17 protein-coding genes and 2 tRNA genes are annotated in these 22,137 nt (G+C 70.0%); 6 read left to right on the top strand and 13 right to left on the bottom strand.

Features of this window, described 5'->3' with window-relative positions:
- Window positions 1-193: 193 nt before the first annotated feature.
- From glxA to ABTZ59_RS02510, 3 genes are all read right to left on the bottom strand, one after another.
- Entirely contained in the window at window positions 194-2,146 is a 1,953-nt protein-coding gene (glxA, locus tag ABTZ59_RS02520) for a radical copper oxidase GlxA (RefSeq protein WP_351388690.1), read from the bottom strand.
- Window positions 2,143-4,173, bottom strand: a complete 2,031-nt coding sequence (locus ABTZ59_RS02515) for a glycosyltransferase family 2 protein (protein WP_351388685.1) — start codon at window positions 4,171-4,173, stop codon at window positions 2,143-2,145. Before ABTZ59_RS02515 ends, glxA begins: the two co-directional genes overlap by 4 nt.
- 585 nt (window positions 4,174-4,758) lie before the next feature.
- Window positions 4,759-4,832 (bottom strand) — tRNA-Lys (locus tag ABTZ59_RS02510).
- 183 nt (window positions 4,833-5,015) lie between these two features.
- Between ABTZ59_RS02510 and ABTZ59_RS02505 the strand changes: the two genes are divergently transcribed.
- The 3 genes from ABTZ59_RS02505 (at window position 5,016) to ABTZ59_RS02495 (ending at window position 8,842) form a co-directional block, all read left to right on the top strand.
- On the top strand, window positions 5,016-6,416 hold the full coding sequence (locus ABTZ59_RS02505; protein ID WP_351388682.1) for a peptidoglycan-binding protein: 1,401 nt from the start codon (window positions 5,016-5,018) through the stop codon (window positions 6,414-6,416).
- An 11-nt stretch (window positions 6,417-6,427) separates the two neighbouring features.
- Entirely contained in the window at window positions 6,428-8,098 is a 1,671-nt protein-coding gene (locus ABTZ59_RS02500; protein WP_351388678.1) for an SPFH domain-containing protein, read from the top strand.
- 156 nt (window positions 8,099-8,254) lie between these two features.
- Window positions 8,255-8,842: a lytic polysaccharide monooxygenase auxiliary activity family 9 protein gene (locus ABTZ59_RS02495; protein WP_249949588.1), complete on the top strand. Its 588-nt coding sequence runs from the start codon at window positions 8,255-8,257 to the stop codon at window positions 8,840-8,842.
- A gap of 109 nt (window positions 8,843-8,951) precedes the next feature.
- Here ABTZ59_RS02495 and ABTZ59_RS02490 read toward each other — a convergent pair whose 3' ends face one another.
- Both ABTZ59_RS02490 and ABTZ59_RS02485 read right to left on the bottom strand, forming a co-directional pair.
- Window positions 8,952-11,447, bottom strand: a complete 2,496-nt coding sequence (locus ABTZ59_RS02490) for an FtsX-like permease family protein (RefSeq protein WP_351388670.1) — start codon at window positions 11,445-11,447, stop codon at window positions 8,952-8,954.
- Window positions 11,441-12,307 (bottom strand): ABC transporter ATP-binding protein, encoded by an 867-nt coding sequence (locus tag ABTZ59_RS02485; RefSeq protein ID WP_351388665.1) that lies wholly within the window; start codon window positions 12,305-12,307, stop codon window positions 11,441-11,443. Before ABTZ59_RS02485 ends, ABTZ59_RS02490 begins: the two co-directional genes overlap by 7 nt.
- A 132-nt stretch (window positions 12,308-12,439) precedes the next feature.
- Between ABTZ59_RS02485 and ABTZ59_RS02480 the strand changes: the two genes are divergently transcribed.
- Complete coding sequence (locus ABTZ59_RS02480; protein WP_351388660.1) at window positions 12,440-13,747, top strand: sensor histidine kinase; 1,308 nt, start codon at window positions 12,440-12,442, stop codon at window positions 13,745-13,747.
- Between the two features lie 438 nt (window positions 13,748-14,185).
- Complete coding sequence (locus tag ABTZ59_RS02475; RefSeq protein ID WP_351388654.1) at window positions 14,186-14,674, top strand: phospholipase; 489 nt, start codon at window positions 14,186-14,188, stop codon at window positions 14,672-14,674.
- 70 nt (window positions 14,675-14,744) lie between these two features.
- On the opposite strand, the gene ABTZ59_RS02470 is transcribed toward ABTZ59_RS02475, so the two are convergent.
- The 6 genes from ABTZ59_RS02470 to ehuB form a co-directional block, all read right to left on the bottom strand.
- Window positions 14,745-14,818 (bottom strand) — tRNA-Lys (locus ABTZ59_RS02470).
- A 125-nt stretch (window positions 14,819-14,943) separates the two neighbouring features.
- The gene (locus ABTZ59_RS02465; RefSeq protein WP_351388651.1) at window positions 14,944-15,702 is read right to left on the bottom strand and encodes an IclR family transcriptional regulator; all 759 of its coding nucleotides are present in this window, start codon (window positions 15,700-15,702) and stop codon (window positions 14,944-14,946) included.
- A gap of 166 nt (window positions 15,703-15,868) precedes the next feature.
- Entirely contained in the window at window positions 15,869-16,645 is a 777-nt protein-coding gene (locus tag ABTZ59_RS02460; RefSeq protein ID WP_351388647.1) for an amino acid ABC transporter ATP-binding protein, read from the bottom strand.
- A complete protein-coding gene (gene ehuD / locus ABTZ59_RS02455) occupies window positions 16,635-17,288 on the bottom strand; it encodes an ectoine/hydroxyectoine ABC transporter permease subunit EhuD (protein ID WP_351388643.1) in 654 nt (217 codons plus the stop codon). Before ehuD ends, ABTZ59_RS02460 begins: the two co-directional genes overlap by 11 nt.
- Window positions 17,285-17,968 (bottom strand): ectoine/hydroxyectoine ABC transporter permease subunit EhuC, encoded by a 684-nt coding sequence (gene ehuC / locus ABTZ59_RS02450; RefSeq protein ID WP_351388639.1) that lies wholly within the window; start codon window positions 17,966-17,968, stop codon window positions 17,285-17,287. Before ehuC ends, ehuD begins: the two co-directional genes overlap by 4 nt.
- A complete protein-coding gene (gene ehuB / locus ABTZ59_RS02445) occupies window positions 17,965-18,849 on the bottom strand; it encodes an ectoine/hydroxyectoine ABC transporter substrate-binding protein EhuB (RefSeq protein WP_351388634.1) in 885 nt (294 codons plus the stop codon). The genes ehuC and ehuB overlap by 4 nt, the downstream gene beginning before the upstream one ends.
- Before the next feature lie 166 nt (window positions 18,850-19,015).
- Here ehuB and ABTZ59_RS02440 point away from each other — a divergent pair, with 166 nt between their 5' ends.
- Window positions 19,016-19,513 carry a DUF3830 family protein gene (locus ABTZ59_RS02440; RefSeq protein WP_249949578.1) on the top strand — a complete coding sequence of 166 codons (498 nt, stop codon included), beginning with the start codon at window positions 19,016-19,018 and terminating at the stop codon, window positions 19,511-19,513.
- Here the strand turns inward: ABTZ59_RS02440 and ABTZ59_RS02435 are convergent.
- Together ABTZ59_RS02435 and ABTZ59_RS02430 are read right to left on the bottom strand one after the other, a co-directional pair.
- Window positions 19,494-21,068: an amidase gene (locus ABTZ59_RS02435; protein ID WP_351388629.1), complete on the bottom strand. Its 1,575-nt coding sequence runs from the start codon at window positions 21,066-21,068 to the stop codon at window positions 19,494-19,496. The two genes, ABTZ59_RS02440 and ABTZ59_RS02435, sit on opposite strands and share 20 nt — an antisense overlap.
- Window positions 21,061-22,011: a D-2-hydroxyacid dehydrogenase gene (locus ABTZ59_RS02430; protein WP_351388625.1), complete on the bottom strand. Its 951-nt coding sequence runs from the start codon at window positions 22,009-22,011 to the stop codon at window positions 21,061-21,063. The genes ABTZ59_RS02435 and ABTZ59_RS02430 overlap by 8 nt, the downstream gene beginning before the upstream one ends.
- Window positions 22,012-22,137: the final 126 nt, after the last annotated feature.

Genomic DNA, 22,137 nt, shown 5'->3' with positions numbered 1-22,137 from the left:
ACGCGACGAAGGAGCGCCCTTGACGCCCGACCCGGAACCGCGAAACTGAAACCTAGGGGCGGCCCCCACCCGAGCCCAAACCCCCCGGCCCACCCCGTGCCCCTCACGGCTCATGCCCGTGATCGCGTCGTCCGCGTCGTCCGCGTCGTCCGCGTCGACTCCGCCGACTCCGCCGACTCCGCCACGCCAACCCCTACGGGATCTCCACCCACACGCCCTCCGACGGCGTTCCGTCCTCATCCGTGACGAACACCATGTACCAGCCCGGCGGGACCAGCGCGCTGTTCTTCGGGATCGTGACCTCGATGCCGTCCGCCGTCTTCTTCATGTCCAGTGCCACCGACCGCTGTTCGACGTCGGTGACATGCGTGACCGCGCTCGGGCGCATCAGTTTCGCCGTCTTGATCGACGCCGGGTCCTTCGTCCTGAAGGCGGCCGTGCCGCCGCGTTCGACGGTCTTCGGGCCGTCCGACAGCGTGGGGCGTGCGTCGCGGAAGAGGTAGGGCGGGGTGTAGATCTCGATCCGCTGCTCGAACACGCCCGGCTTGGTGTTGGCCTTGTCGGCGAAGAGGGAGTCCGAACCGAAGATCATGACGCGGCCGTCGGGCAGCAGCACCGAGCCCGAGTGGTAGTTGCGGCCTACCGCCGGGTCGGCCACCCGCTTGTACGTGGCTGACTTCGGGTCGTACATCCGGGCCTGGAGGACGTCCGAGCCGCCGCGCCCCCGGTAGTCCTCCGAGCCGCCGGTGACCAGCACGGTGTCGTCGGGCAGCAGTGAGGCGCTCGGGTAGCGGGTGCCCTTCTCCAGCGTCGGGCCGTCCGTGAAGCGGGGGTCGGGGTCCTTCAGATCGACCAGCCGGGACTTGTCGCTGGACTTGTCGGACTCGCCGACCCCGCCGCCGCCGATGACCATGAACTTCTGGTCCTGCGCGGGCGGCAGCATGACCGTCGCCGAGGTCTCCATCTGGTCCGGGTCGCTCAGTCCGGGGATCTTGTCGAACTCGTTCGTCTCCAGATCCCAGACGCCCGGGTCACGGCCGACATCGGCCGGTCCGTAACCCGCGTTGGAACCGCTGTAGAACAGCTTGCCGTTGTCCATCAGGAAGACCGCCGGATAGGTGGGGAACTTCCGGATGATCCCGGTGTACTCCCAGCTCCTGGTCTCCGGGTCGTAGATCTCGTCCTTGCCGGGGACGATCTGGCCGATCTCGTCAAGACCGGACATCGCCAGGACCTTGCCGTCCTTGAGCGTGGTCAGCGTCGGGTACCAGCGCGCCTCGTTCATCGGGTCGACCTTGATGTACTTCTCCGCGACCGGATCGAACTCGAACGCCTCCCTGATGCCCTGGAAGTCCTTCTTGTCGAGCGCGAGCTTCTGCGCGATGCCGTAGACATTGCGGGCGTCGGAGCCCTTCATGCCGTGCACCCGGTAGTTGTCCTCGGTGCCGGTCTCGTACTTCTTCCCGGACTCGCGCGCCTCGACGTAGATACGGCCCAGACCCGGTTCCGTCCGCAGGAACGCGCCCGTCTCCTTGTCGAAGACCTTCGTCGCCTTCTCGACCAGGACGGGGTCCTTGGAGACGAATGTCTTGCCGTTCTCCTTGCCGGTGAAGACCGTGCCCGCGGGCAGGGTGATCGGCTTGTCCGGGTCCTCGTTGTGGACGATCATCAGGCCGCCGGCCTTGGTGACATCGCCCTTGAGCTTTTCGTACCGCTTGGTGCCGCCCGCCACCAGCAGGTTCCCGTCGGCCAGCTGGGTGTGCCCGGAGCAGAACATGTCCTTGGGCGTCGGGATCATCTTGTACTTGTTGGTCTCCGGGTCCCAGAGCACCGACTCGAACTTGCCCGCGTCGAAGTTCTTCTGGTTGTTCCCGGAGCCGGCTATCAGCAGCACCTTGCCGGTGTGCAGCAAGGAGGCGTGGATTGAATTGATCTTGAAGTCGGCCGGTATGTCGAGGAAGTCCCAGTGGCCGTTCTCCGCCTTGTACTCGGGGCGGTTGATCTTGTACTCGTGGTACTGCTCGGAGCCGAACCGGTAGAGCGCGGGTCCGTTGAAACCGGCCACCGCGACGACCACCGCCGCGCCTATCGCTATCCGGCGGGCGCGGTTCTTGCGGTGGTCGGGCCGGATGGGAGTCGCGCTCATTTCTTATGTCCCCCAAGGGAAATCCGTACGGTCTGATCGTTGGCCGCGTCCCCAGGGGGCGCCGGATGCGTACCGGCCGGATCCGTGAAGGCCTGCTGCGGCATGGCCTGCTGCGGCATGGCCTGCTCCGGCACGGTCGGCTGCCGCAGCGTCGGTGGCGCCTCGCCCGCCGGCCGCCCGTGAGCGCCACCGCCACCGCCTCGGTGCGTACCCCGCTGCCCCCGTCGCTTCTTCCTCTCCTGGCGCATCCCCAGGCGCCAGGCGATGATCGGTGCCGCCGTGATCAGCATGGCCAGTGTCGCCCACGTGATCATCGCCGGATGGTCGTGCCCGAAGAAGAAGGACGAGATCAGCGATCCACCGAAGATCAGGATGAAGAAGAGATGGATCCGGAACGTGCCGAAGAGCGTGTCCGGGCTGGACGAGTCGCCCTTGGGCGTCACCACGAAGCTGCTCTTGCGCCGCAGGACCGCGTCCATCAGCGACCGCGCGTACAGCGGCGCCGACATCGCGGACATCGCCATACCGGCCAGCCCGCCTGAGCCCTCGGGCTCGTGCGGCGACACATTGTGCCGGCGGTTCCAGATGTACAGGCCGATCTGGAGGGCCGAGGCGTTGCCGTACAGCATCATCCAGATCGCCGGATCGATCTGCACACCCGAGGCGCCCATCCCGAGGAACAGCGCGCAACTCAGCGCCGCCAGGATCCAGTTGAGCGCCGACATCGGGTAGAAGATGATCATCATCGTGTAGTTGAAGAGCTTGCCGGGCGGCAGCGTGCCGTACCCGCGCCAGTACTGCTTGAGGATCGTCTCGTACGTACCCCGCGACCAGCGCAGCTGCTGGGTGAAGAAGTCGGTCCAGGCGGTCGGGCCCTCGCCCACGGCCAGCACGTCCGGGGTATAGACCGAGCGCCACTTCTTGCCGGTACGCGGGTTCCTGGCGCGGTGCATCTCGAAGCCCGTCGCCATGTCCTCGGTGATCGAGTCGTACAGACCGCCGATCTGCTTGAGCGCCCTGATCCGGACGGCGTTGCTCGTCCCGACGAACATGGGGGCGCCGTAGCGGTTGCCCGCGCGCTGGATGAGCGCGTGGAAGAGGAACTGCTGCGACTCCGCGGCCTTGGTGACGAATGTGTCGTAGTTGCCGTAGACCTGTGGGCCGATGACGAAGCCGACGTCCGGGTCGCGGAAGTAACCGAGCATCCGCTCCAGGTAGTTGGGCATCGGTACGTGGTCGGTGTCGACGGAGGCGAAGAACTCGTAGTCGTCGCCGTGCGCGTCCAGCCAGGCGTTGTAGTTGCCGTGCTTGGTCTTCGCGCGGTGCGCGCCCTTGGCCTGGTTCCACTTCGCCACGCCCTTGCGGGAGAAGTGATACACGCCGAGGCGGGCGCAGACCTCCTTGACCGCGGGGTCGTCGCCCTCGTCGAGCAGCCATACGTGCATCGTGCCGCGGTGCCGGATCTTCACGGCGGCCTCAAGCGTCTTCGTCACCATCTCCAGGGGCTCCTTGCCCGGTACGAAGGAGGTGAGGAAGGCCACGCGGGTATTGGCCTCGGGCACGACCGGGATCGGGTCGCGTGCCACCAGCGTCGCGTGCGCGTTCGAGAGGACATTCATCGTGCGGAACAGCTCGATCAGTCCGATCGAGACGAGCATCACGATGTCGAGGACGAGCAGGAGATCGTTCTTGAGGTTCGGGTCGCGCTCCGTCCAGTGCTGCGGCTGCATCAGCCAGACGAAGAGTCCGAGCGAGAGCAGCGGCGCCGCGCCGAGCAGCAGGGCGGCGCGGATACGGTGCGGCTCCTGGGAGAGCAGCGAACGGTACTGGACCCGGTACTGCTTGGCCGGATCGGGCCTGGTGAGGGGCCCGGCGAGCCGGCTGTAGTGCTCGTAGTCGTACTTCGGCAGGACGTCCTTCTTCGGACGTGGCCGGCCCCCGCCCCTTCTGAGATGCGAGGGGATCCGGAGCTGGGTGGTCCGGGAAACGTCGTCGTTCCGCTGGTCGCCGCCTGGCGTCGACGTCATGAGTCATCCCCCCGCACGCACGCTCGTCGCGTGATCGGTCGATCGATTCATCCGGAGTGGGTCCCCCTCGACCATCGCCCCGGACGCGTGAATTGCGCTCCTGCCCTCATGGAGAGGAAACGGCGGCCTTCCGGTTGCATGACGCCGGTCACGGCCACCGGCACGGACGGGGCCCCCGCCCCCGCCGGACCCACCGTTGGGACATCCCCTCGTGCCGCGTCCAACTGTTCGGACCGCATGCCCCATTGGCGTTCACAGGCTCAGTCTGATCGTGTGAAGAACCCTGGGGCATCTGCCCCGGAGGGAATCGTATCGTGAGCGGCGCAGTGCGGGGTGTCACCGTTTTGTTTCGGGGAACTTCCCAGCTCAGAAGGTGTTTCACGGGCTCGTGAGGCGTTCGGGTCTTCGGGGGTTCACGCGATGCGTGACGTGAAGACACTGTGTAGTTGACCGGTCGGGTGTCCGAATTCGCCGACGGGCAAGGGATGGGTGGGCAACGGGGGCGGCGGGGGCGAGAAGGGGCGAGGACGGGCGACGCAACGAACGAGGCCCCCTCACCTGAAGTGAGAGGGCCTCGACTGTGCGTGCGCCGCCAGGGACTCGAACCCCGGACCCGCTGATTAAGAGTCAGCTGCTCTAACCAACTGAGCTAGCGGCGCCTGCTGACCTGGCCAACTCTACCCGATCGGCTTGGGTGGCCCCGACCATTTGATGGGTGTTGCGGCCTGTCGGATTGTCCTTTCTTCCCTTTGATCCGTCAAAATGCGATTTGTTCAGACAGTTGACGCGTTGGCGTCCTTGTGGTCACGCCCAAAGATCTTGATGAGTGTGGAGGGGATCGCATGACCGTCCCGGTCTTCGAGGAGTACGAGCCCGCTCCCGACTGCCCCTGTGCGGGATGCGCCGAGCACCGGCGCGATCTGGCCAGAGGGCTGCCGGTACGGGCCGGTGGTCATCCGGCGGCCCACGGCGCCCGGCGCGCTCTGGTGCTGGCGACCGCCGCGGGGGTCGCCCTGGCCGCGACGGGTGCGGGAGTAGACACGGCGCAGGCCGTCGCGCCACTCGGAGCGGCGACGACGGGAACCTCCGTCGATCCGAATCCGGCCACCCCACAGGGCGGCAGCGGTCCTTTGCACGGGCGGCCGCTGCCCGGCCCCTCGGCCGGCAAGCCGCCGGGCGAGCTGCGCGCGACCACCCGGGCCGACATCATCAACCGCGCCAAGCGATGGGTGCGGGAGCAGGTGCCGTACAGCATGGAGAAGTACTGGTCGGACGGGTACCGCCAGGACTGCTCCGGCTATGTGTCGATGGCCTGGAACCTCTCCGACAACGAATGGACGGGCAGTCTGGCCGATTTCGGCGTGCGGATCACGCAGGACGAGATGGAGCCCGGGGACATGCTGCTCTTCCACAATCCGGCCGACCCCAACAAGGGCTCGCATGTCACGCTCTTCGGCGGCTGGACCGACTACACGCACTCCTACTACGTGGCCTACGAGCAGACCAAGCCGCATGCGCGTACGCAGTCCACGCCGGTGGGGTACTGGAACAACGCCGACCGCTATGTGCCCTATCGCTACAAAGGGCTGACCGAGGTGTCGGAAGGCAAGAGTCCGAACTCGGCCACGGGCAACGGGGCCGGGACGGCGGCGGCGTATCCGGGCGCGCGCTCCTTCGGACCCGGCGCCCGCAACGCGTATGTCACCCGGCTCGGCAGGTTGCTGATCCAGCGGGGTGGCAAACGCTTCTACAGCCAGGGCCCGGGACCCCAGTGGGGCGAGGCGGACCGGCGGGCCACTCGGGCGTTCCAGCTCGCGCAGGGCTGGCGCGGCGCGGAGGCGGACGGCCGGCCGGGGCCCGGGACCTGGCGCCTGCTGGTGCGGGGCCTGGGCAAGAACATCCCGGCCGCGGGCGTCGGCGCGCGCCCCGGTGGCGGCGGAAACGGACATGCCGCCGGACATGCCGCCGGGAACGGGAGCGGGAGCGGGAACGGTACGGGGAAGGCGGGCGCGTTTCCGGGCGTCGAGTTCTTCCGGCCGGGCCGGTCCAGCGTCCACGTGGAGCGACTCGGCAGGCAGCTGGTGAGGAAGGGCTTCGGAAAGCACTACACCTCGGGTCCCGGCAGGCTCTGGACCGAGGCCGACCGGCGCAACGTCGAGGCGTTCCAGCGCGCCCAGGGCTGGCGCGGCAGCGCGGCCAACGGCTACCCCGGTCCGGAAACCTGGCGGCGACTCTTCGTATGACGGAGGCACGGATGACGACGACCTGGCGGCCGAACGACGACGAGGACGACCTGAGGGGGGTGTTCACGGTACGGCGCACACCGCCCCCGGTCGAGCACGTGGCCGAGACCGAGACCGAGGCCGAGCTCCGGCACCGGCCCGAACCTCACCCCGACCCCCAGGCCGAGCACCGGCCGGAGTCCGCGTGGATGCCACGGCTGATGCCCGAGCCATCGGCCGAGCTGTCCGTCGAGCCGTCGGTCGAGCCGTCCGTCGAGGACACGGCGGAGCTCGTACCGCAGAGCCCGGCCCTCGACGACTCCGGTGGTGACGGCGGAGGCGAGCGTGCCCGCTGCCCGGAGCCGGTGTTCCTCGGCAAGGGCGATTCCGGTTACCGCGAACCCGGTGACAACGAACCCAGTGACAACGAACCCGCTTACGGCAGATCTGTTCACGACGAGCCCGCTCACGACGGCGAGGACGCGCCCGCCGGCCGACCGGTCCTCGCGGCCTTCGGTGCCCAGATGCCCGCCGCGGGGGCCGCTCCGTTCGTACGTACCTCCGGGCACCCCCGGTGGAGCCCGCTCATCGTGGGCGACAGCACGCAGGAGATCCCCGTCCATCTCCTCTTCCGTGACGAGGCCGACGAGCTCGAAGCCACCGGACAATCCGCCGGCCCCTCCTTGCGGCCCACTGTCGTCGGACGCCGGTGGGGGACCGGGGAGCAGCCCCGGATCCGCCGGGTGCCCGGCCCCGCGCCCATGCCCGTCGCGCCGACGCGTACGGCGCCGCCCGCGGACCCGAAGCTCGTCGAACGGCCGGGGCCGGTCCTGCCCGGCTGGGCCGCCGCCCTCGTCGGGGGCCTGGCGCTGATCGCCTGCGCGGTGGTGGTGTGGATGACCGGCGCCGTACCGGACAGGGTGTCCAGGGTGCTCGGGCTGCCGTGGCGCCCGTACCACGGCATCGGGCTCGGCCAGTGGGCCCTGCTCGTGCTGGGGGTGACGGTCGTGCTGCTCGCCTTCGGCGGGCTCGGCCGGAGCCGGGTCGGTCAGGCGTGGGTGCTGACGCTCTTCGGCGACTACCGGGGCAGCGTGCGCCGTACGGGACTGCTGTGGGTGAGCCCGTTGCTGCTGCGCCGCGCGGTGGACGTACGGCTGCGGCATTGGCGCAGCGAGCCGATGCAGGCGGTCGACTCGAACGGCACCGCGCTGCGGGTCGTCGTGCTGGTGGTCTGGCGGGTGCGGGACACCGTACGCGCGGCGCTCGGCGTCCCGGACCATGAGGCGTATCTGCGCGAGCAGGTGGAGGCGGCGATGGCACGGGTCCTCTCGCAGTTGCCCGCCGACGCGTTCCACGACGAGGCGCCGACGCTGCGCGATGCCGAGGCCGTCGGCGACTCCTTGACCAGGATGCTGTCGGCGGAGTGCCGGCCGGTCGGTGTCGATGTCTTCTCCGCGCAGCCGACCCGGATCGAGTACGCGCCGGAGATCGCGGAGGCGATGCGGCGCAGCCGGATCGCGGCGATCGACGCCAAGCACCGGGACACCGTGCTGACCTCGGTGGTCGACGCGGTGCACGACACCGTGCACCGGCTCACCTCGCGGGGTCTTGTGGAGCTGGACGACTACGAGCGCAAGGCGTTGGTCAAGGACCTCACCGTCGCGTTCTGCACGGGACGCCAGGGCGCCGCGGAGAAATGGTGACCAGCCGGCGGTAATTGGTCTGGACCTGGTTCGTACTTGTTATGGACACGGTCAAGTTCTGTCCATACTCTAGGACTTGGTCTAGACCGCAGATGTGCTCACCCTGCACGCGCGCAGCACGGCTCACCGAACTCCCCACGTTCTCTGGAGCGAAGCATGCGAAAGAAGATTGGCGCGGCCGTGGTCGGCCTCGCGGTCGCGGGCGTCTCCCTGCTCGCCACCGGCAGCGCCAGCAGCCACGGCTACACCGACTCCCCCATCAGCCGCCAGAAGCTCTGTGCCAACGGCACGGTGACCAACTGCGGCAACATCCAGTGGGAACCGCAGAGCGTCGAGGGGCCCAAGGGCTTCCCGGCCGGCGGTCCCGCCGACGGCAAGATCTGCTCCGGCGGTCTCGGCCAGTTCGCGCAGCTCGACGACCCGCGCGGCGGTGCCTGGCCCACCACCAAGGTATCGAGCGGCCAGAGCTACAACTTCCGCTGGCAGTTCACCGCCCGGCACGCCACGACCGACTTCAAGTACTACATCACCAAGAACGGATGGAACTCGAACGCACCGGTCACCCGTGCGGCCCTCGACTCCCAGCCGTTCCTGACGGTGCCGTACAACAACCAGCAGCCGCCCGCGACGCTGTCGCACTCGGGCACGCTGCCCTCGAAGTCGGGCCGGCACCTGATCGTGGCTGTCTGGACCATCGCTGACACGTCGAACGCGTTCTACGCCTGCTCCGACGTCCAGTTCTGAGGCATGCCTCGGCAGGGACCAGAAGTAACCGGTAGGAACCAGTAGGACCTCGGGGAGCGTGGCTCTTCACGGTCCGCCGTCGTGCGGTCCGCGCTCCCCGAGGCTCGTGTCACTCACGCGCGCCCGCGTACTCCACCGGCCGCCCGCGCAGGGAGAGCGCGGCCGGTATGACCGCCGAGACCGTGGCGAGCAGCGCGCACGCGCCCGCCGCCGCGCCGAGCGCGTGCCACGGCAGTATGAGCGCGGACCCCGCGTGCAGGAGGCCCAGCGCGCCCCACAACCCGGCCAGAGCGACCCCGGCGACCAGTGTGCCGAGCACGGTCCCGACCGCCACGACCAGCAGCGCCTCCGCCGCGACCAGCCGGAGCACCTGAGGCGCGGTGGCGCCCGCGAGCCGGAGCGCGGCCAACTCCCGCACCCGGTCGGAACCCGCCATGACCAGGGTGTTCACCAGGGAGATCCCGGTGTAGAGCAGCGCGATGCCGAGGACCAGCAGGAATCCCGCCCGCGTTCTGCCGTCGGTCTCCGGGTAACTGGCCGCCACCCACGCGTCCTTGCTGAACACCTGCCCGCCCGAGCGCCCGGCCGCCGCGCGCAGACCGGCCGCCACGGCGCTCGCGTCGGCGCCCTCCGCGAGCCGTACGTCGATCCGGTCGACGGACGCGCCCGGAGCGTTGCGCGGCGTCACGTACACCCCGTTGCCGCCGGTCCCGACGCGCATGACGGCGGCGATCCGCAGCGTGGTCCGCGTACCGTCCGCCCGCCAAATGTCCACGGACTCGCCGACCGCGTGCCGCTCCCACTCCTCGTTGACGATGATCGAGCGGTCGTCCAGATCGGTCACCCGGCCCGCGGCGAGCGGCAGCCGGGCCGTTTCCGCGAGCGCCACCGGATCGGCCGCGCGGGCGTCGGACCGGATCAGCGCGACCCCGTCCTCCAGTACGTGGACGGCGCTCGCGGCGGTGGGGGAGACCACGGCGCCGGGGACCCGCCGTACGCGCTCCACCGTCGCGGCGTCGAAACCGCGGCCGGCCGAGTCCTGCCCGGTCGCGTCCGCCTCGCCCGGCCCCGAGATCACGAAATCCGCCGTGGTCCGCTGCCGGATCTCCCGGGCCTGAGCCCCGTCGAGCGTCGCGGTGGCCCCGAGCAGGGAGCCCGTCAGCGCGACCGTCACCAGCACGGGCGCGGCGACGGCCGCGGTGCGCCGTACCCCGGCGGCCGCGTTCTCCCGCACCAACAGGCCGGTCGCGCCCGGCAACCGGGCGGGCAGCCAGGCGATCAGCCGGGCGAGCGGAGGCACCAGGACCGGCGCGAGCAGCGCGCACGCGACGATCAGCGGCATCGGCCCACTCGTGTACGACTTGCGGCCGAGCAGACCGCCCGGTTCGGTCAGCAGGGTGTGGACCGGCAGCCCGATCCCCACCAGCAGCAGCCCCGCGGCGAAGAGCCACCGGCCCCGGGTCATGGTCCCGGTGTCCACCGCCGCGTCACGCAGCGCCTCCATGGGCCCCGTCCTCCCGGCGCGCCGCGACGCGGCCACCGCGCCCGAGAGCGCCACGAACAGACCGGTCCAGAAAGCCAGTTGGTACGGCCAGCCGGCCGACCCGATGGCGAACCAGCGCGGCGCGAGCCCGCCGTCCACCAGCCACGCCGCCAGCAGGGGAGCTCCCCGCGCGCCCAGCGCGCAGCCCGTCGCCGAGGCCATCACCCCCACCACCATCGCCTCGGCCAGCACCATGCGCCGGATCTGGCCGGGGGTGGCGCCCGCCGCGCGCAGCAGCCCGAACTCCCTGCGCCGCTGCGCGACCGCGAAGGCGAACGTCGACGCGACCACGAAGACCGAGACGAAACCGGTGACCCCGGCCGCCGTGCCGAGCATCGCGTTCACCGTGACCAGCGCCTCGCCGTCGCGCTCCGGATCGGCGTCCGCGTCCTTCCTGGCGGCGCCCGCGAGCACCCGTACGCCCGCCGCGTCCGCCGAGCCCGCCACCATCTCCCGCACCGCCCGAGGGTCGGCGTCCACCACCAACTGGTCCACCGGCGGTGACAGTTGGGCGGCGCGCGCATCGGTGTAGAAGAGCGCCTGCTCGAAGCCGAGATCCCGGACGGTACCGACGATCTCGACCGTCCCCCGGTCGGTACGCACCCGTTGGCCCGGCGCGGTCCAGTCGCCGGTGGCCACGGCCTCGTCCGCCGCCCTCGGCGCCCGGCCGCTGTCGACGCGGTACGGCGCGAAGGCGGCCGTGGACCAGGGGTGACCGAGCAGCCCGGTCGGCCCGCCCTCCGCCCGCACCGCGAACGTACGGTCCTCGACCGTACGGCCCAGGGCCGCCAACTCCCGTGCCAGGGACGGCGGCACGGACCGGGGACTGTCCAGTTTCGCGACCCGGTCCCCGATCCGGGTCGGTACGCGCAGGGTGTCCGCGCCCTTCACCACGACCGGCGCCGCCGCGAACCGTTCGGGGCGGCGCTCGGGCGCGTCCAGACTCGCGGCCAGGGCGAGTCCCATCGTCGCGATCAGCCCGACCCCCAGGGAGAGCGCGACGAAGCTGCCCACGAACGTGGTCCAGCGGCTGCGCAGCGTGCGCAGAGCGACGCTCAGCACGGCACGGCCTCCAGCGTGGTCATCCGGGCGGCGATCTCCTCGGCGGACGGCGCCGACAACTCGCCGCCGACCCGTCCGTCGACCAGGAAGACGACGCGGTCGGCATACGAGGCGGCGACCGGGTCGTGGGTGACCATCACGATCGTGCCGCCGTCCCGGTCGACCAGGGAGCGCAGCATCCCCAGCACCTCACGGCCGGTCCGTGAGTCCAGCGCTCCGGTCGGCTCGTCGGCGAACAGCACCTCGGGCCGGGTGATCAGGGCGCGGGCGAGCGCGACCCGCTGCTGCTGGCCGCCCGACAACTCGGAGGGCCGGTGCCGCGCGCGGTCGGCCAGACCGACGCGGTCCAGTACGTCCCGTACCCGGGCTCGCGAGACCCGGCGCCCGGCGAGCCGCAGCGGCAGCGTCACATTCTGCTCGGCCGTCAGCGAGGGCAGCAGATTGAACGACTGGAAGACGAAGCCGACACGGTCGCGGCGCAGCAGGGTCAGTCTCCGCTCGGTCAGCTCCGTCAGTTCGGTCCCGCCGATGGACACGGACCCCGAGGTGGGCCGGTCGAGACCGGCCGCGCACTGGAGCAGTGTCGACTTGCCGGAGCCGGAGGGACCCATCACGGCGGTGAAGGTGGCGCGGGGGAAGGCGAGGGAGACCTCGTCGAGGGCGGCGACAGCGCTGTCCCCCGATCCGTGGATCCTGCGCACGGAGCGCAGTCGAATCGCGTCGCGGTGCGTGTCGCCGAGCGTGTCCTGGTGCGTGTCGCCGAGCACGTCGCGGTGCGTGTCGCCGAGCGTGTCCCGGTGCGTGTCGCCGTGCGCGTCGCGTCTGTCGCGAGGTGTGTCGTCGGCCATGTCGTGGGTCATGGAACGATTCGACCGTCGCGTGGCGCCCGGCACACCAGTGCGGGACATAGTCCTGAGGTAGGGCAGGCACTACCCCGGATACTCCGGCCGGACGGATGGCCCGTACTCCGGTCCGCCTTCTACGGTCCTCCCATGCGCTCCCGCTCCGACACCCGCTCCCGCACCCTGTGGCAGGCCCTGGCCCGGCCGGACTTCGTGCTCTCGCCCTGGCCGTGGCGATCGGCGGCGTATCTGCTCAGCGGCGTACTGGTCGGGATCGCCGTGCTGGTGGTGGCGGTGGCCGTCATTGCCGTAGCCGGGGTGCTCTCCCTCGTACTGATCGGGGTGCCGCTCCTCGCCCTGGCGGCGCTCGGCGGACTGCCGGTGGCCCGGCTGGAGCGGTTCAGGACGCGGCTGATCGATGAGCGGCCCGCCGCCGATCCGCACGGCCGGCCGGCCGAACCGGGACTGTGGCCCTGGCTGCGGACCCGCTTCCAGGAGCGGTCGACCTGGCGGGAGTTGGGGTACGCCGCGCTCCTCGCCCTGGTGCTGTGGCCGCTCGACGCCCTCGCCGTCGTCCTCTGTCTGCTGCTGCCGCTCGCCATGGTCGCCACACCGATCCTGCTGGCCACCGTGGGAGAGGGCGAGGAGGTGAAGGTCGTCAAGGTGTGGACGGTCACCTCCTGGCCCATGGCGTACACGTTCGCCGTGCTCGGGCTGCTCTTCCTCGCGGTCTGCTGCTACGCGCTGGGCGTGCTGGCCGGCGCCCGCGCCGGACTGACCCGGAGCCTGATCGCGCCCCGGGAGACCGCGCTGGGGCAGCGGGTCGTCGAACTGAGCCGTTCCCGGGTGCGGTTGGTGGACGCCTTCGAGGCGGAGCGGCGCCGGATCGAACGAGATCTGCACGACGGTGCCCAGCAGCGACTGGTCGCGCTGACCATGACGCTCGGTCTGGCCCGGCTCGACGCCCCGCCAGGCCCGGTCGCCGACCGCATCGACGCGGCGCACCAGGAGGCCGGCGACGCGCTGGCGGAGCTGCGCGAACTGATCCGGGGCATACACCCCAAGGTCCTCACCGACTACGGACTCGCGGCGGCGGTCGCGGACGTGGCGGACCGCTCCGCGCTGCCGGTGGACGTACGGATCGAAGGCGCACGGCGATTCCCCGACGCGGTGGAGGCCACCGCGTACTTCGTGGTGTGCGAGGCGCTGGCGAACGCGGCCAGGCACAGCGGGGCGAGCCATGTCACCGTCTTCGGCCGGTACGGCGACGGGCGGCTGGTGCTGGAGATCGAGGACGACGGTGACGGCGGTGCCCGCGCGGGCGGAGGAAGCGGACTCACCGGACTGGCCGACCGCGTCTCCGTGCTGGACGGCAGGCTCTCGCTGGCCAGCCCGGCCGGCGGCCCGACCGTCCTGCGGGTCGAAATCCCCTGCCTGGTCAAGGGAGTCGACGAGTAGTCCGGGCCCCTGGTCGGGCGTCTTGTCCGTCCCGGCGGCCTAAGGGCTGTCCCGTTATCCCCGGCGGGCGCGCGACGACAGCTACGGCACCTCGCCGCGTTGTCGGAACACCCGAATACGTCCAGTATGCGAGCGCCCCTCCGCCTTGCGATGCACCGCATCTGACGCCGCGCGCTGATCCACCAGGGATTACGGGACAGCCCTTGGCGCATCTCGGGCATCGAGGGACGGATGTGTCAACTGAACTCCGTCATCAGGGAGTTCGCTGCCCGAGGGGTTTGCCGACGCCGGGATTTGGGGGACCATTCCCGCGTCGGTCATCGCGCGTAGACCCATGCGACAGCCGCGCCGCTCACTCTTTGGACGCTCCGTGCCCACCCGGGCGCGGAGCGTCTGTCCCCCCATGTCCCCCCATACCTCGCCCGGAGGATCACCGTCATGCGTCGACGTCTGGCACTTCCGCTCGCCTCAGCCGTACTCGCCCTCGCCGCCTCCCTGGTGACGGCCACTCAGGCCGCCGCCGCCCCGGCCGACAAGCCGCAGGTCCTCAGCAACTGGACCCAGGAGTCCGCCGCCAGCTACAACTCCTGGGTCGCGGCCCGGGGGAACCAGGGCGCGTGGTCGGCCTATGGCTTCGACTGGTCCACGGACTACTGCTCGTCCTCCCCGGACAACCCCTTCGGCTTCCCGTTCCAGACCGCCTGCGCCCGCCACGACTTCGGCTACCGCAACTACAAGGCGGCCGGCCAGTTCCCGGCGAACAAGGCGCGCCTCGACTCCGCGTTCTACGCGGACCTGAAGCGGGTGTGCTCGAAGTACTCGGGCGCCACGAAGGTGTCCTGTGACGGGCTGGCGTGGACGTACTACCACGCGGTCGACATCTTCGGCGTGAGCCCGATGGTGGACGGTTCGAGGTCCGTGGCCTGAGGATCTTGAAAACCTGAGGATCTTGAAAAAGGGAAGGCCCCCCGCTTCCGCGAGGGGCCTTCCCTGTCTGTGCGCCGCCAGGGACTCGAACCCCGGACCCGCTGATTAAGAGTCAGCTGCTCTAACCAACTGAGCTAGCGGCGCCTGCTGACTCGAAAATAATACCCGGTGGTCCGGGGTGCTCAGGACCACCGCCCAGTGGAGGGGTGTATTCACACCGCGACGGGGCAAACGCCGCCGGGAGCGGCATCAGGTTGCCGGGAGCGGCATCAGATCGTCAGCGAGAGGGCCAGCGGCGCCGCCCGGCGGTTCAGGGTCTCCGCCGCCACCCGCAGCCGATGGGCGTGCTCGACCGGCAGCGACAGCGCCAGGCAGCCGACGGTGGAGCCCGCCGTCAGCGGGACCGCGGCGCAGACCGTCCCCAGCGCGTACTCCTGAAGATCGAGCACCGGCACCGTCGGCGCCTGGCTGTCGAGCCGGGAGAACAGCAGCCGCTCGCTGGTGATCGTCCGGGAGGTGAACCGGGCGATCTTGTGGCGGTCCAGATGGTCCCGGCGGCCGTCCCTGTCCAGCTGGGTCAGCAGACACTTGCCGATCGCGCTGGCGTGGGCGGTGGCACGGAAGTCCACGTACTCATTGACCGCGGGCGTCAGCGGGCCGTCGGCGACCTGGGTGACCTTGATCTCACCGTCGATGTAGCGGCTGAGGTAGACGGCTGCCCCGACCGAGTCGCGCAGTTCGTCCAGGGTGTTCTGGAGCCTGTCCGCCAGGGCCCGCTGCCGGGCCGCGCCGGAGCCGAGCAGGGCCAGTGAGTCACCGATCACATACGCGCCGTCCGCGACCTGCTCCACGTATCCCTCGCGCCGCAGCATGGAGAGCAGGGGAGCCAGATGGCCGGCCGGCAGCCCGCTCTCCCGGGCTATCCGGGCCTCGGTCACCCCGCCGCCGTACTTGGACACGGCCTCCAGCACGCGCAGCACGTACCGCACCGAATGGAACGGCGCGGTCGGTTCCGGCTTCAGCACCACGGTTCCCCCCAGCAGGTTGTGACCGCAAGCTCCCGCACCACGATAGCCGTCAAGGGCATTCGCCGGGGCGGCGGTTGCCCATAAGGGGCGGCAGGTCCGGCGCTCTGGGCTGGGCCGTATCGCCCCGGCATATGCCAAAGGCATACTTGCGCGGTCGGCTGCGAGGTCAGAGCACCGCGCCCAGGAACTCGCGGGTACGTTCGTGCTCCGGCTCGGAGAAGATCTTCTCCGGCGGGCCCGATTCGATGACCTTGCCCGCGTCGAACATCAGGACGTCGTCCGAGATGTCCCTGGCGAAGTTCATCTCATGGGTCACACAGAGCATCGTGATGTCCGTGGTGCGTGCGATGTCCCGGAGCACGTCGAGTACGCCCGCGACCAGTTCGGGGTCGAGCGCCGAGGTGACCTCGTCGAGCAGCAGGATCTTCGGGCGCATCGCCAGCGCGCGGGCGATCGCCACCCGCTGCTGCTGGCCGCCCGAGAGCTGGGTCGGCTTCGCCGCGTGGCGGTCCCCGAGGCCGACCAGATCGAGCAGCTCACGGCCGCGCTCCTCCGCCTCGTCCTTGCTCAGCCCCAGCACCTTCACCGGGGCCTCGGTGACATTGCGCAGCACATTCATGTTGGGGAAGAGATTGAACTGCTGGAAGGCCATGCCGATGTTCTTGCGCACTTCACGGACATGCTTGGTGTCGGCGGGGAAGAGTCTGTCGCCGCTGACGGTGATCACGCCCTCGTCCGGTTTGACGAGAGTCATCAGCAGTCGCAGGATCGTCGTCTTTCCCGAGCCCGACGGGCCGATCAGGGTCACATGTTTTCCGGGCCGCACGGAGAAACAGAGATCGTCCAGCACGGTGTTCTTTCCGAACCGCTTGGTGACATTCTCGAAACGGATCAGCTCACCCGCCGGGTCGGTGATTTCGGTGGTGGATATGTCAGCGGACAAGACGACGCTCCAGGGCTCGCATGAGAAGAGAAGCCGGGTAGGCGATGAGAATGAAGGCGACACCGACCACGGTCAGCGGTTCGGTGTACTGGAAGGTGGTCGCGCTCTCCAGCCGGGACTGCTGGAGCATTTCCAGCACGCTGATTCCGGCGAGCAGGGGTGTGTCCTTCAGCATCGAGATGACGTAATTGCCCAGCGCGGGCACGATCCGCCGGATCGCCTGCGGCAGGATCACCGCCATCCAGGTACGGTCGGCCGGCAGGCTGAGTGCGGTGGCCGCTTCCCACTGACCGATGGGTACCGCGTCGATACCGGCGCGGTAGACCTGGGCGGTGTACGTCGAATAGTGCAGACCGATCGCGATCGTGCCGGTGGTCATCCCGGAGAACTGCACACCCCATTCGGGCAGCACGAAGAAGAAGAAAAACAGCTGAACGAGCAGCGGGGTGTTCCGTATGAACTCGGTGACGACATTGACCGGCCACCGGACGAAACGTGTCGGCGCCCGGAATCCGATCGCCCAGACCAGACCGAGCGTGAAGGAGAGCAGCGAGCCGAGCACCAGCACCTGAAGGGTGAGGAGCAGGCCGTCCCAGAAGCGTGGCATGAAGTCCGCGACGGCGGACCAGTCCCAATTGTTCATCGGGTGCCTCCTGGTGTTCCCGGTGTCGCCGTGATGCCGATTCCGGCCTTGGTCCTGCGCTCAAGCGCCTTCATGCCACGGGCCAGGACGAACGCGAGCACGAAATAGATCACCAGCGTCACCGAGTAGATCTGCGCGCTCTCCTGGGTGGCCAGCCGCACCAGATAGGCGGCGAACGACACATCGGCGACGCCGAGCAGGGAGACCAGCGCGGTGCCCTTCAGCAGCTCGATGAGGAGATTGCAGAACGGCGGGATCATCTCCGGGACCGCCTGGGGCAGCAGGATCAGCCGCATGCGCTGCCAGGGGGAGAAGTTCAGGGCGATGCCCGCCTCGCGCTGCGCGGGCGCCACGGAGTTCAGGGCACCGCGTACGACCTCGGCGCCGTACGCCCCGTACGACAGGCCCAGCGCCAGCACGGCGGCCCACATCGGGACCAGGGCCCAGCCGAACAGGCCCGGCATGACGAAGAACAGCCAGAACATCAGCACCAGCGCCGAGGTGCCCCGGAAGATCTCGGTGTAGAGGCCCGCGAGGAAGCGGACGAAGCGCGAGCTGTGCGTACGGGCCGTGCCGACGGTGAAGGCCACGGCGGTGGCGAGCGCGGCGCTGTACAGCGTGAGCTGGATCGTGATCCAGATACCGGGCAGCACCCACTGGGTCCAGAGGCCGGCTGTCATGCGCACAGCTCCTCTGCGGTCAGGGTGGTCATCTCCGCCTCCGTGAAGCCGAACGGCTTGAGGACGCGGAGCAGCTCGCCGCTCTTCTTCATCTTGTGGATCTCGACATTGAAGGCGTCCCGGAGAGCGGTATCCGTGGGGCGGAAAGCGAACCCGCCGCCGTCGATCTTCTTCTCGCCGTCCACGATCGGCGCGAACGGCTCGGTGGCCTCCGCCTTGCTGCTCTTCTTCACCACTTCGCGGCCGGTGAGCGCGGTGCCCGCGAATACGTCGACCCGGCCGGACTCGACCGCGTTCAGTCCCGCGACCGGGTCCTGGAGGATGACGAGTTCCTTCTCGGGGACCCCGGCGGATATCGCGTAGTCGATTTCCGCGTAGCCGGTGCCCGTGGCGATCTTCGCCTTGGTCCGCACCACGTCCTGGTACGAGCGCAGCCCTTTGGGGTTTCCCTTGCGCACGATGAACGAGTCGAGCATCTGGTACTCGGGATCGGCGAAGATGACCTGCGCGCAGCGCTCCTTGTTGATGTACATCCCGGCCGAGACGACATCGAACTGCTGTGAGTTGAGGCCGGGTATCAGCGAGGAGAAATCGGTGGCCACGGGCTGTACGGCGCCGACACCGAGCCGTTTGAAGATCACCTTCGCCAGCTCCACCGCCTCACCGGTGAAATCGCCCTGGTCGTTGATGAATCCGTACGGTGCCTCGCCCGCGATACCGAGCCGCACCGTGCGCTGCGATTTCAGCCGGGCGAGGGTGTCACCGGAGGGAATCCTGCCGCAGCCGGCGGCGCCGAGCGCCCCCGCGGCACCCAGCGCCGCCGTGCCCAGCAGAAGGGACCGGCGGCCCAGGGATTGACGGCCGGCTGACCGGCGGCCCATGGGGCGTTTCGCGGTTCTTTCCTTGTCGTGTTCTGGTGGTGAGGCCATGGGCGCGCGGCTACCCGACTCCATACGGGTTATGCACATCAATTCGAGCCGATCTTGAGACCGTCCCGCGCCCGGTCGGTGGCCTTGACTCAGTGGATCAGACGAGGACCATGAGGGCATGGCCGACCGATTTGTGACTGTGTCGCTCGACAAGCGCGGGGTGCGCTGCACCGCGAAACTCCTCGATGACCGGGCCCCCGTGACCTGCGCGGCGGTGTGGGAGGCGCTGCCGCTGGGCTCGGACGTGTACCACGCGAAGTACGCGCGCAATGAGATCTACGCGCTCTTTCCGGCCTTCGCGGCCGAGGAACCACCGCTGGAGAATCCGACCGTGACCCCGATCCCCGGAGACCTCTGCTACTTCACCTTCTCCGACACGGAGCTGGGCACGTCGTCGTACGGATACGACGAGAAGGCGGTGCGCGGCCGGCGCACCGTCGTGGATCTCGCGCTCTTCTACGAGCGCAACAATCTCCTGATCAACGGGGACATGGGCTGGATCCCCGGCATCGTCTGGGGGACGGTCGTGGACGGCCTCGACCGGATGGCCGAGGCCTGCCAGGACCTGTGGCGCGCGGGCGCCATCGGGGAGACGCTCAGCTTCCGGCGGGAGTAGACCCCGGGCCGGTGCGGCCGGACGAACCCGGGTCGGCGGGCGCAGAGCCGGAGGGCGCAGAGCCGGAGAGAGCAGAGCCGGAGGGCTTCGGGCCGGGAATGCCGGGTGCGGCCCCCGACGCGTACAGCGCGTGCGCGGCGCGCAGCACCAGCGCGTCCGCGTGCCGGGCGGCGACCAGCTGCACGCCGATCGGCAGCCCGTCCTCGTCCACCCCGCACGGGACACTCGCGGCGGGCTGCTGCGTCAGATTGAACGGGTACGTGAACGGCGTCCACCCCGTCCAGCGCCGCTGGCCCGAGCCCCGCGGCGTCTCCCGGCCCGCCTCGAACGCGGTGATCGGCAGCGTCGGTGTGACGAGCAGGTCGTACGACTCGTGAAACCGGCCGAACCGCCGGCCCAGTTCCATCCGCGCGTCGACCGCCGCCAGATAGTCCAGCGCGCTGTAGCGCTCACCGACCGCGACGATCTCCCGCAGCCCCGGATCGAGCAGCTCCCGCTGCTCCGCGCCGAACGGCTCCACCAGCCGGGCCGCGCCGCTGAACCACAGGGTGTGGAAGGCCCTCACCGGATCCGTGATGTCCGGATCGGCCTCCTCGATATACGCCCCCAGCTCGGCGAGCCGGCCGACCGCGCGCCGTACGGCCGAGGCCACCGCCGGGCGCACCGGGACCTGATTGCCGAAGGTCGGCGAGTACGCGATCCGCAACCCCTTGACGGCGCCCGCGCCCTCCGCCCCCGTAATCCCCGCGCCCGTACTTCCCGCGCCCGCGCCCCCCACGAGTGCGGCGTAGAGGCTCGGCGCCGGGGCGAGCTGTGACCAGTCCCGCCAGTCGGCGCCGCTGATCACATCCATCAGCAGCGCGGCGTCCGCCGCGTCCCGGGTCATCGGCCCGGCGTGCGCGAGCGTGCCGAACGGGCTGGACGGATAGAGCGGCACCCGGCCGTAGGTCGGTTTGAACCCGAAGATGCCACAGAAGGAGGCGGGGATACGGACCGAGCCGCCGCCGTCCGTACCGATGGAGAGCGGACCCGCGCCCAGCGCCACGGCCGCCGCGCTGCCGCCGCTGGACCCGCCAGACGTCCGGGTGGGATCGTACGGATTACGGGTCACCCCGCTCAGCGGTGAGTCGGTGACCCCCTTCCAGCCGAACTCCGGCGTGGTGGTCTTGCCGACGAGGACCGCGCCGTGTTCCCGCAGCCGCGCCACCGCGGGCGCGTCCTCGTCCCAGGCGCCCTCAGGTCGTACGGTCCGGGAGCCGCGCAGGGTGGGACTCCCGCGCTGGAGGAAGATGTCCTTCACCGATACCGGGACCCCGTCGAGCAGGCCCCGCGGCTCCCTCCCGTGCCAGCGGGCGGTGGACGCCTCCGCCTGGCCGAGCGCCGCCTCCGCGTCCACCCGTACGAAGGCGTTGACCAGCGGCTGTACCGCTTCGATCCGGTCCAGCACGGCACGGGTCGCGTCGAGCGGCGAGAAATCGCCCCTCTCGTAGCCGGCCAACAGCTGACACGCGGTGAGGTCGGTGAGACGCGTGGGGTCGTGCGTGAGATCAGTCATGCATGGGGACGTACCCACGTTTCTTGTCCACCACGTTCGGCAGTGGCTTTCCGGCGGCCCAAAGTTCATAAAGTTCCACGAACTGCTCGCCCAGTCGGTCGCGCCAGCCGACCGTGTCCCCGCTCATGTGCGGCGAGATGATCAGGCCGGGGACGTCCCAGAGCCTGTCGTCCGCGGTCAGCGGCTCCCGCGCGAAGACATCGAGCGCCGCGCCCGCGATCCACCGGTTGGACACCGCCGCGACGAGATCGTCCTCCACCACGAGCTGACCCCGGCCCACATTGATGAAGCGGGCGGAAGGCTGCATCAGGCCGAAGAGCCGCGCGTCGAACATGCCGCGTGTGGCGTCCGTGAGCGGCGCCGCGGAGATCACCCAGTCGGCCCGGATCACCAGCCGGTCCAGCTGGTCGGCGGCGTGCACGCCGGGGCGCGCCGTACGGCCCGTGACGGCCACCGTCACGCCCAGCGCCCGCAGCGTGTCGGCCACGGCCCGGCCGATCGGGCCCGCGCCGATCACGACCGCCCGGCTGCCCGCGATCTGAAGGCCCTCGCGATGGCGCCAGCGGCGCTGACGCTGGAGCTCCAGCGTGCCTGGGAGGTCCTTCGCCATGGCAAGCACCAGGCCCGCCACATACTCGGCGATCGGCGCCTCGAAAATGCCCCGGGCATTGGTCACGACCGTGTCGGAGGCGACCAGCTCCGGGCAGAGCAGCCGGTCCACCCCGGCGCTCGCGGTGTGTACCCAGCCGGGCCGCGGCCCCTCGCCCGGCCAGGCGTTCCGTACCGCGTCGGAGGTGAAGTCCCAGACCAGCAGGGCGTCCGCGTGCGGGAGTTCGGCCGCCAGAGCGGTTTCGTCGACGGAGCGGATCCGTGCCTTTCCGGTGAGCCGGCCCAACCGTGGTGGAGGGTCCGCCTCCAGGACGAGGAGGGTGGGTGCTGGCATGAGGAGGAGCCCTTCTGCCGGGGGCCTGACCGTCGGCGGGTTCGCCGGGCAGCCGGACGGGATCCGCCCGGCACGGGCGGGAGTCCGCCGAGGATCGGGCCGGGCGGGGTTCCCTCGGGATTTCCC

The sequence above is a fragment of the Streptomyces sp. NPDC094034 genome (assembly GCF_040303865.1).
Classification (GTDB): Bacteria; Actinomycetota; Actinomycetes; order Streptomycetales; family Streptomycetaceae; genus Streptomyces.
This window is presented reverse-complemented; position numbering and strand designations above follow the sequence as displayed.

Excerpts from the sequence above, each read along its gene's own strand:
- glxA (WP_351388690.1), bottom strand. The coding sequence starts at position 2,146 with ATGAGCGCGACTCCCATCCGGCCCGACCACCGCAAGAACCGCGCCCGC.
- ABTZ59_RS02515 (WP_351388685.1), bottom strand. The coding sequence starts at position 4,173 with ATGACGTCGACGCCAGGCGGCGACCAGCGGAACGACGACGTTTCCCGG.
- ABTZ59_RS02505 (WP_351388682.1), top strand. The coding sequence starts at position 5,016 with ATGACCGTCCCGGTCTTCGAGGAGTACGAGCCCGCTCCCGACTGCCCC.
- ABTZ59_RS02500 (WP_351388678.1), top strand. The coding sequence starts at position 6,428 with ATGACGACGACCTGGCGGCCGAACGACGACGAGGACGACCTGAGGGGG.
- ABTZ59_RS02495 (WP_249949588.1), top strand. The coding sequence starts at position 8,255 with ATGCGAAAGAAGATTGGCGCGGCCGTGGTCGGCCTCGCGGTCGCGGGC.
- ABTZ59_RS02485 (WP_351388665.1), bottom strand. The coding sequence starts at position 12,307 with ATGACCCACGACATGGCCGACGACACACCTCGCGACAGACGCGACGCG.
- ABTZ59_RS02480 (WP_351388660.1), top strand. The coding sequence starts at position 12,440 with ATGCGCTCCCGCTCCGACACCCGCTCCCGCACCCTGTGGCAGGCCCTG.
- ABTZ59_RS02475 (WP_351388654.1), top strand. The coding sequence starts at position 14,186 with ATGCGTCGACGTCTGGCACTTCCGCTCGCCTCAGCCGTACTCGCCCTC.
- ehuD (WP_351388643.1), bottom strand. The coding sequence starts at position 17,288 with ATGAACAATTGGGACTGGTCCGCCGTCGCGGACTTCATGCCACGCTTC.
- ehuC (WP_351388639.1), bottom strand. The coding sequence starts at position 17,968 with ATGACAGCCGGCCTCTGGACCCAGTGGGTGCTGCCCGGTATCTGGATC.
- ehuB (WP_351388634.1), bottom strand. The coding sequence starts at position 18,849 with ATGGGCCGCCGGTCAGCCGGCCGTCAATCCCTGGGCCGCCGGTCCCTT.
- ABTZ59_RS02440 (WP_249949578.1), top strand. The coding sequence starts at position 19,016 with ATGGCCGACCGATTTGTGACTGTGTCGCTCGACAAGCGCGGGGTGCGC.
- ABTZ59_RS02435 (WP_351388629.1), bottom strand. The coding sequence starts at position 21,068 with ATGACTGATCTCACGCACGACCCCACGCGTCTCACCGACCTCACCGCG.
- ABTZ59_RS02430 (WP_351388625.1), bottom strand. The coding sequence starts at position 22,011 with ATGCCAGCACCCACCCTCCTCGTCCTGGAGGCGGACCCTCCACCACGG.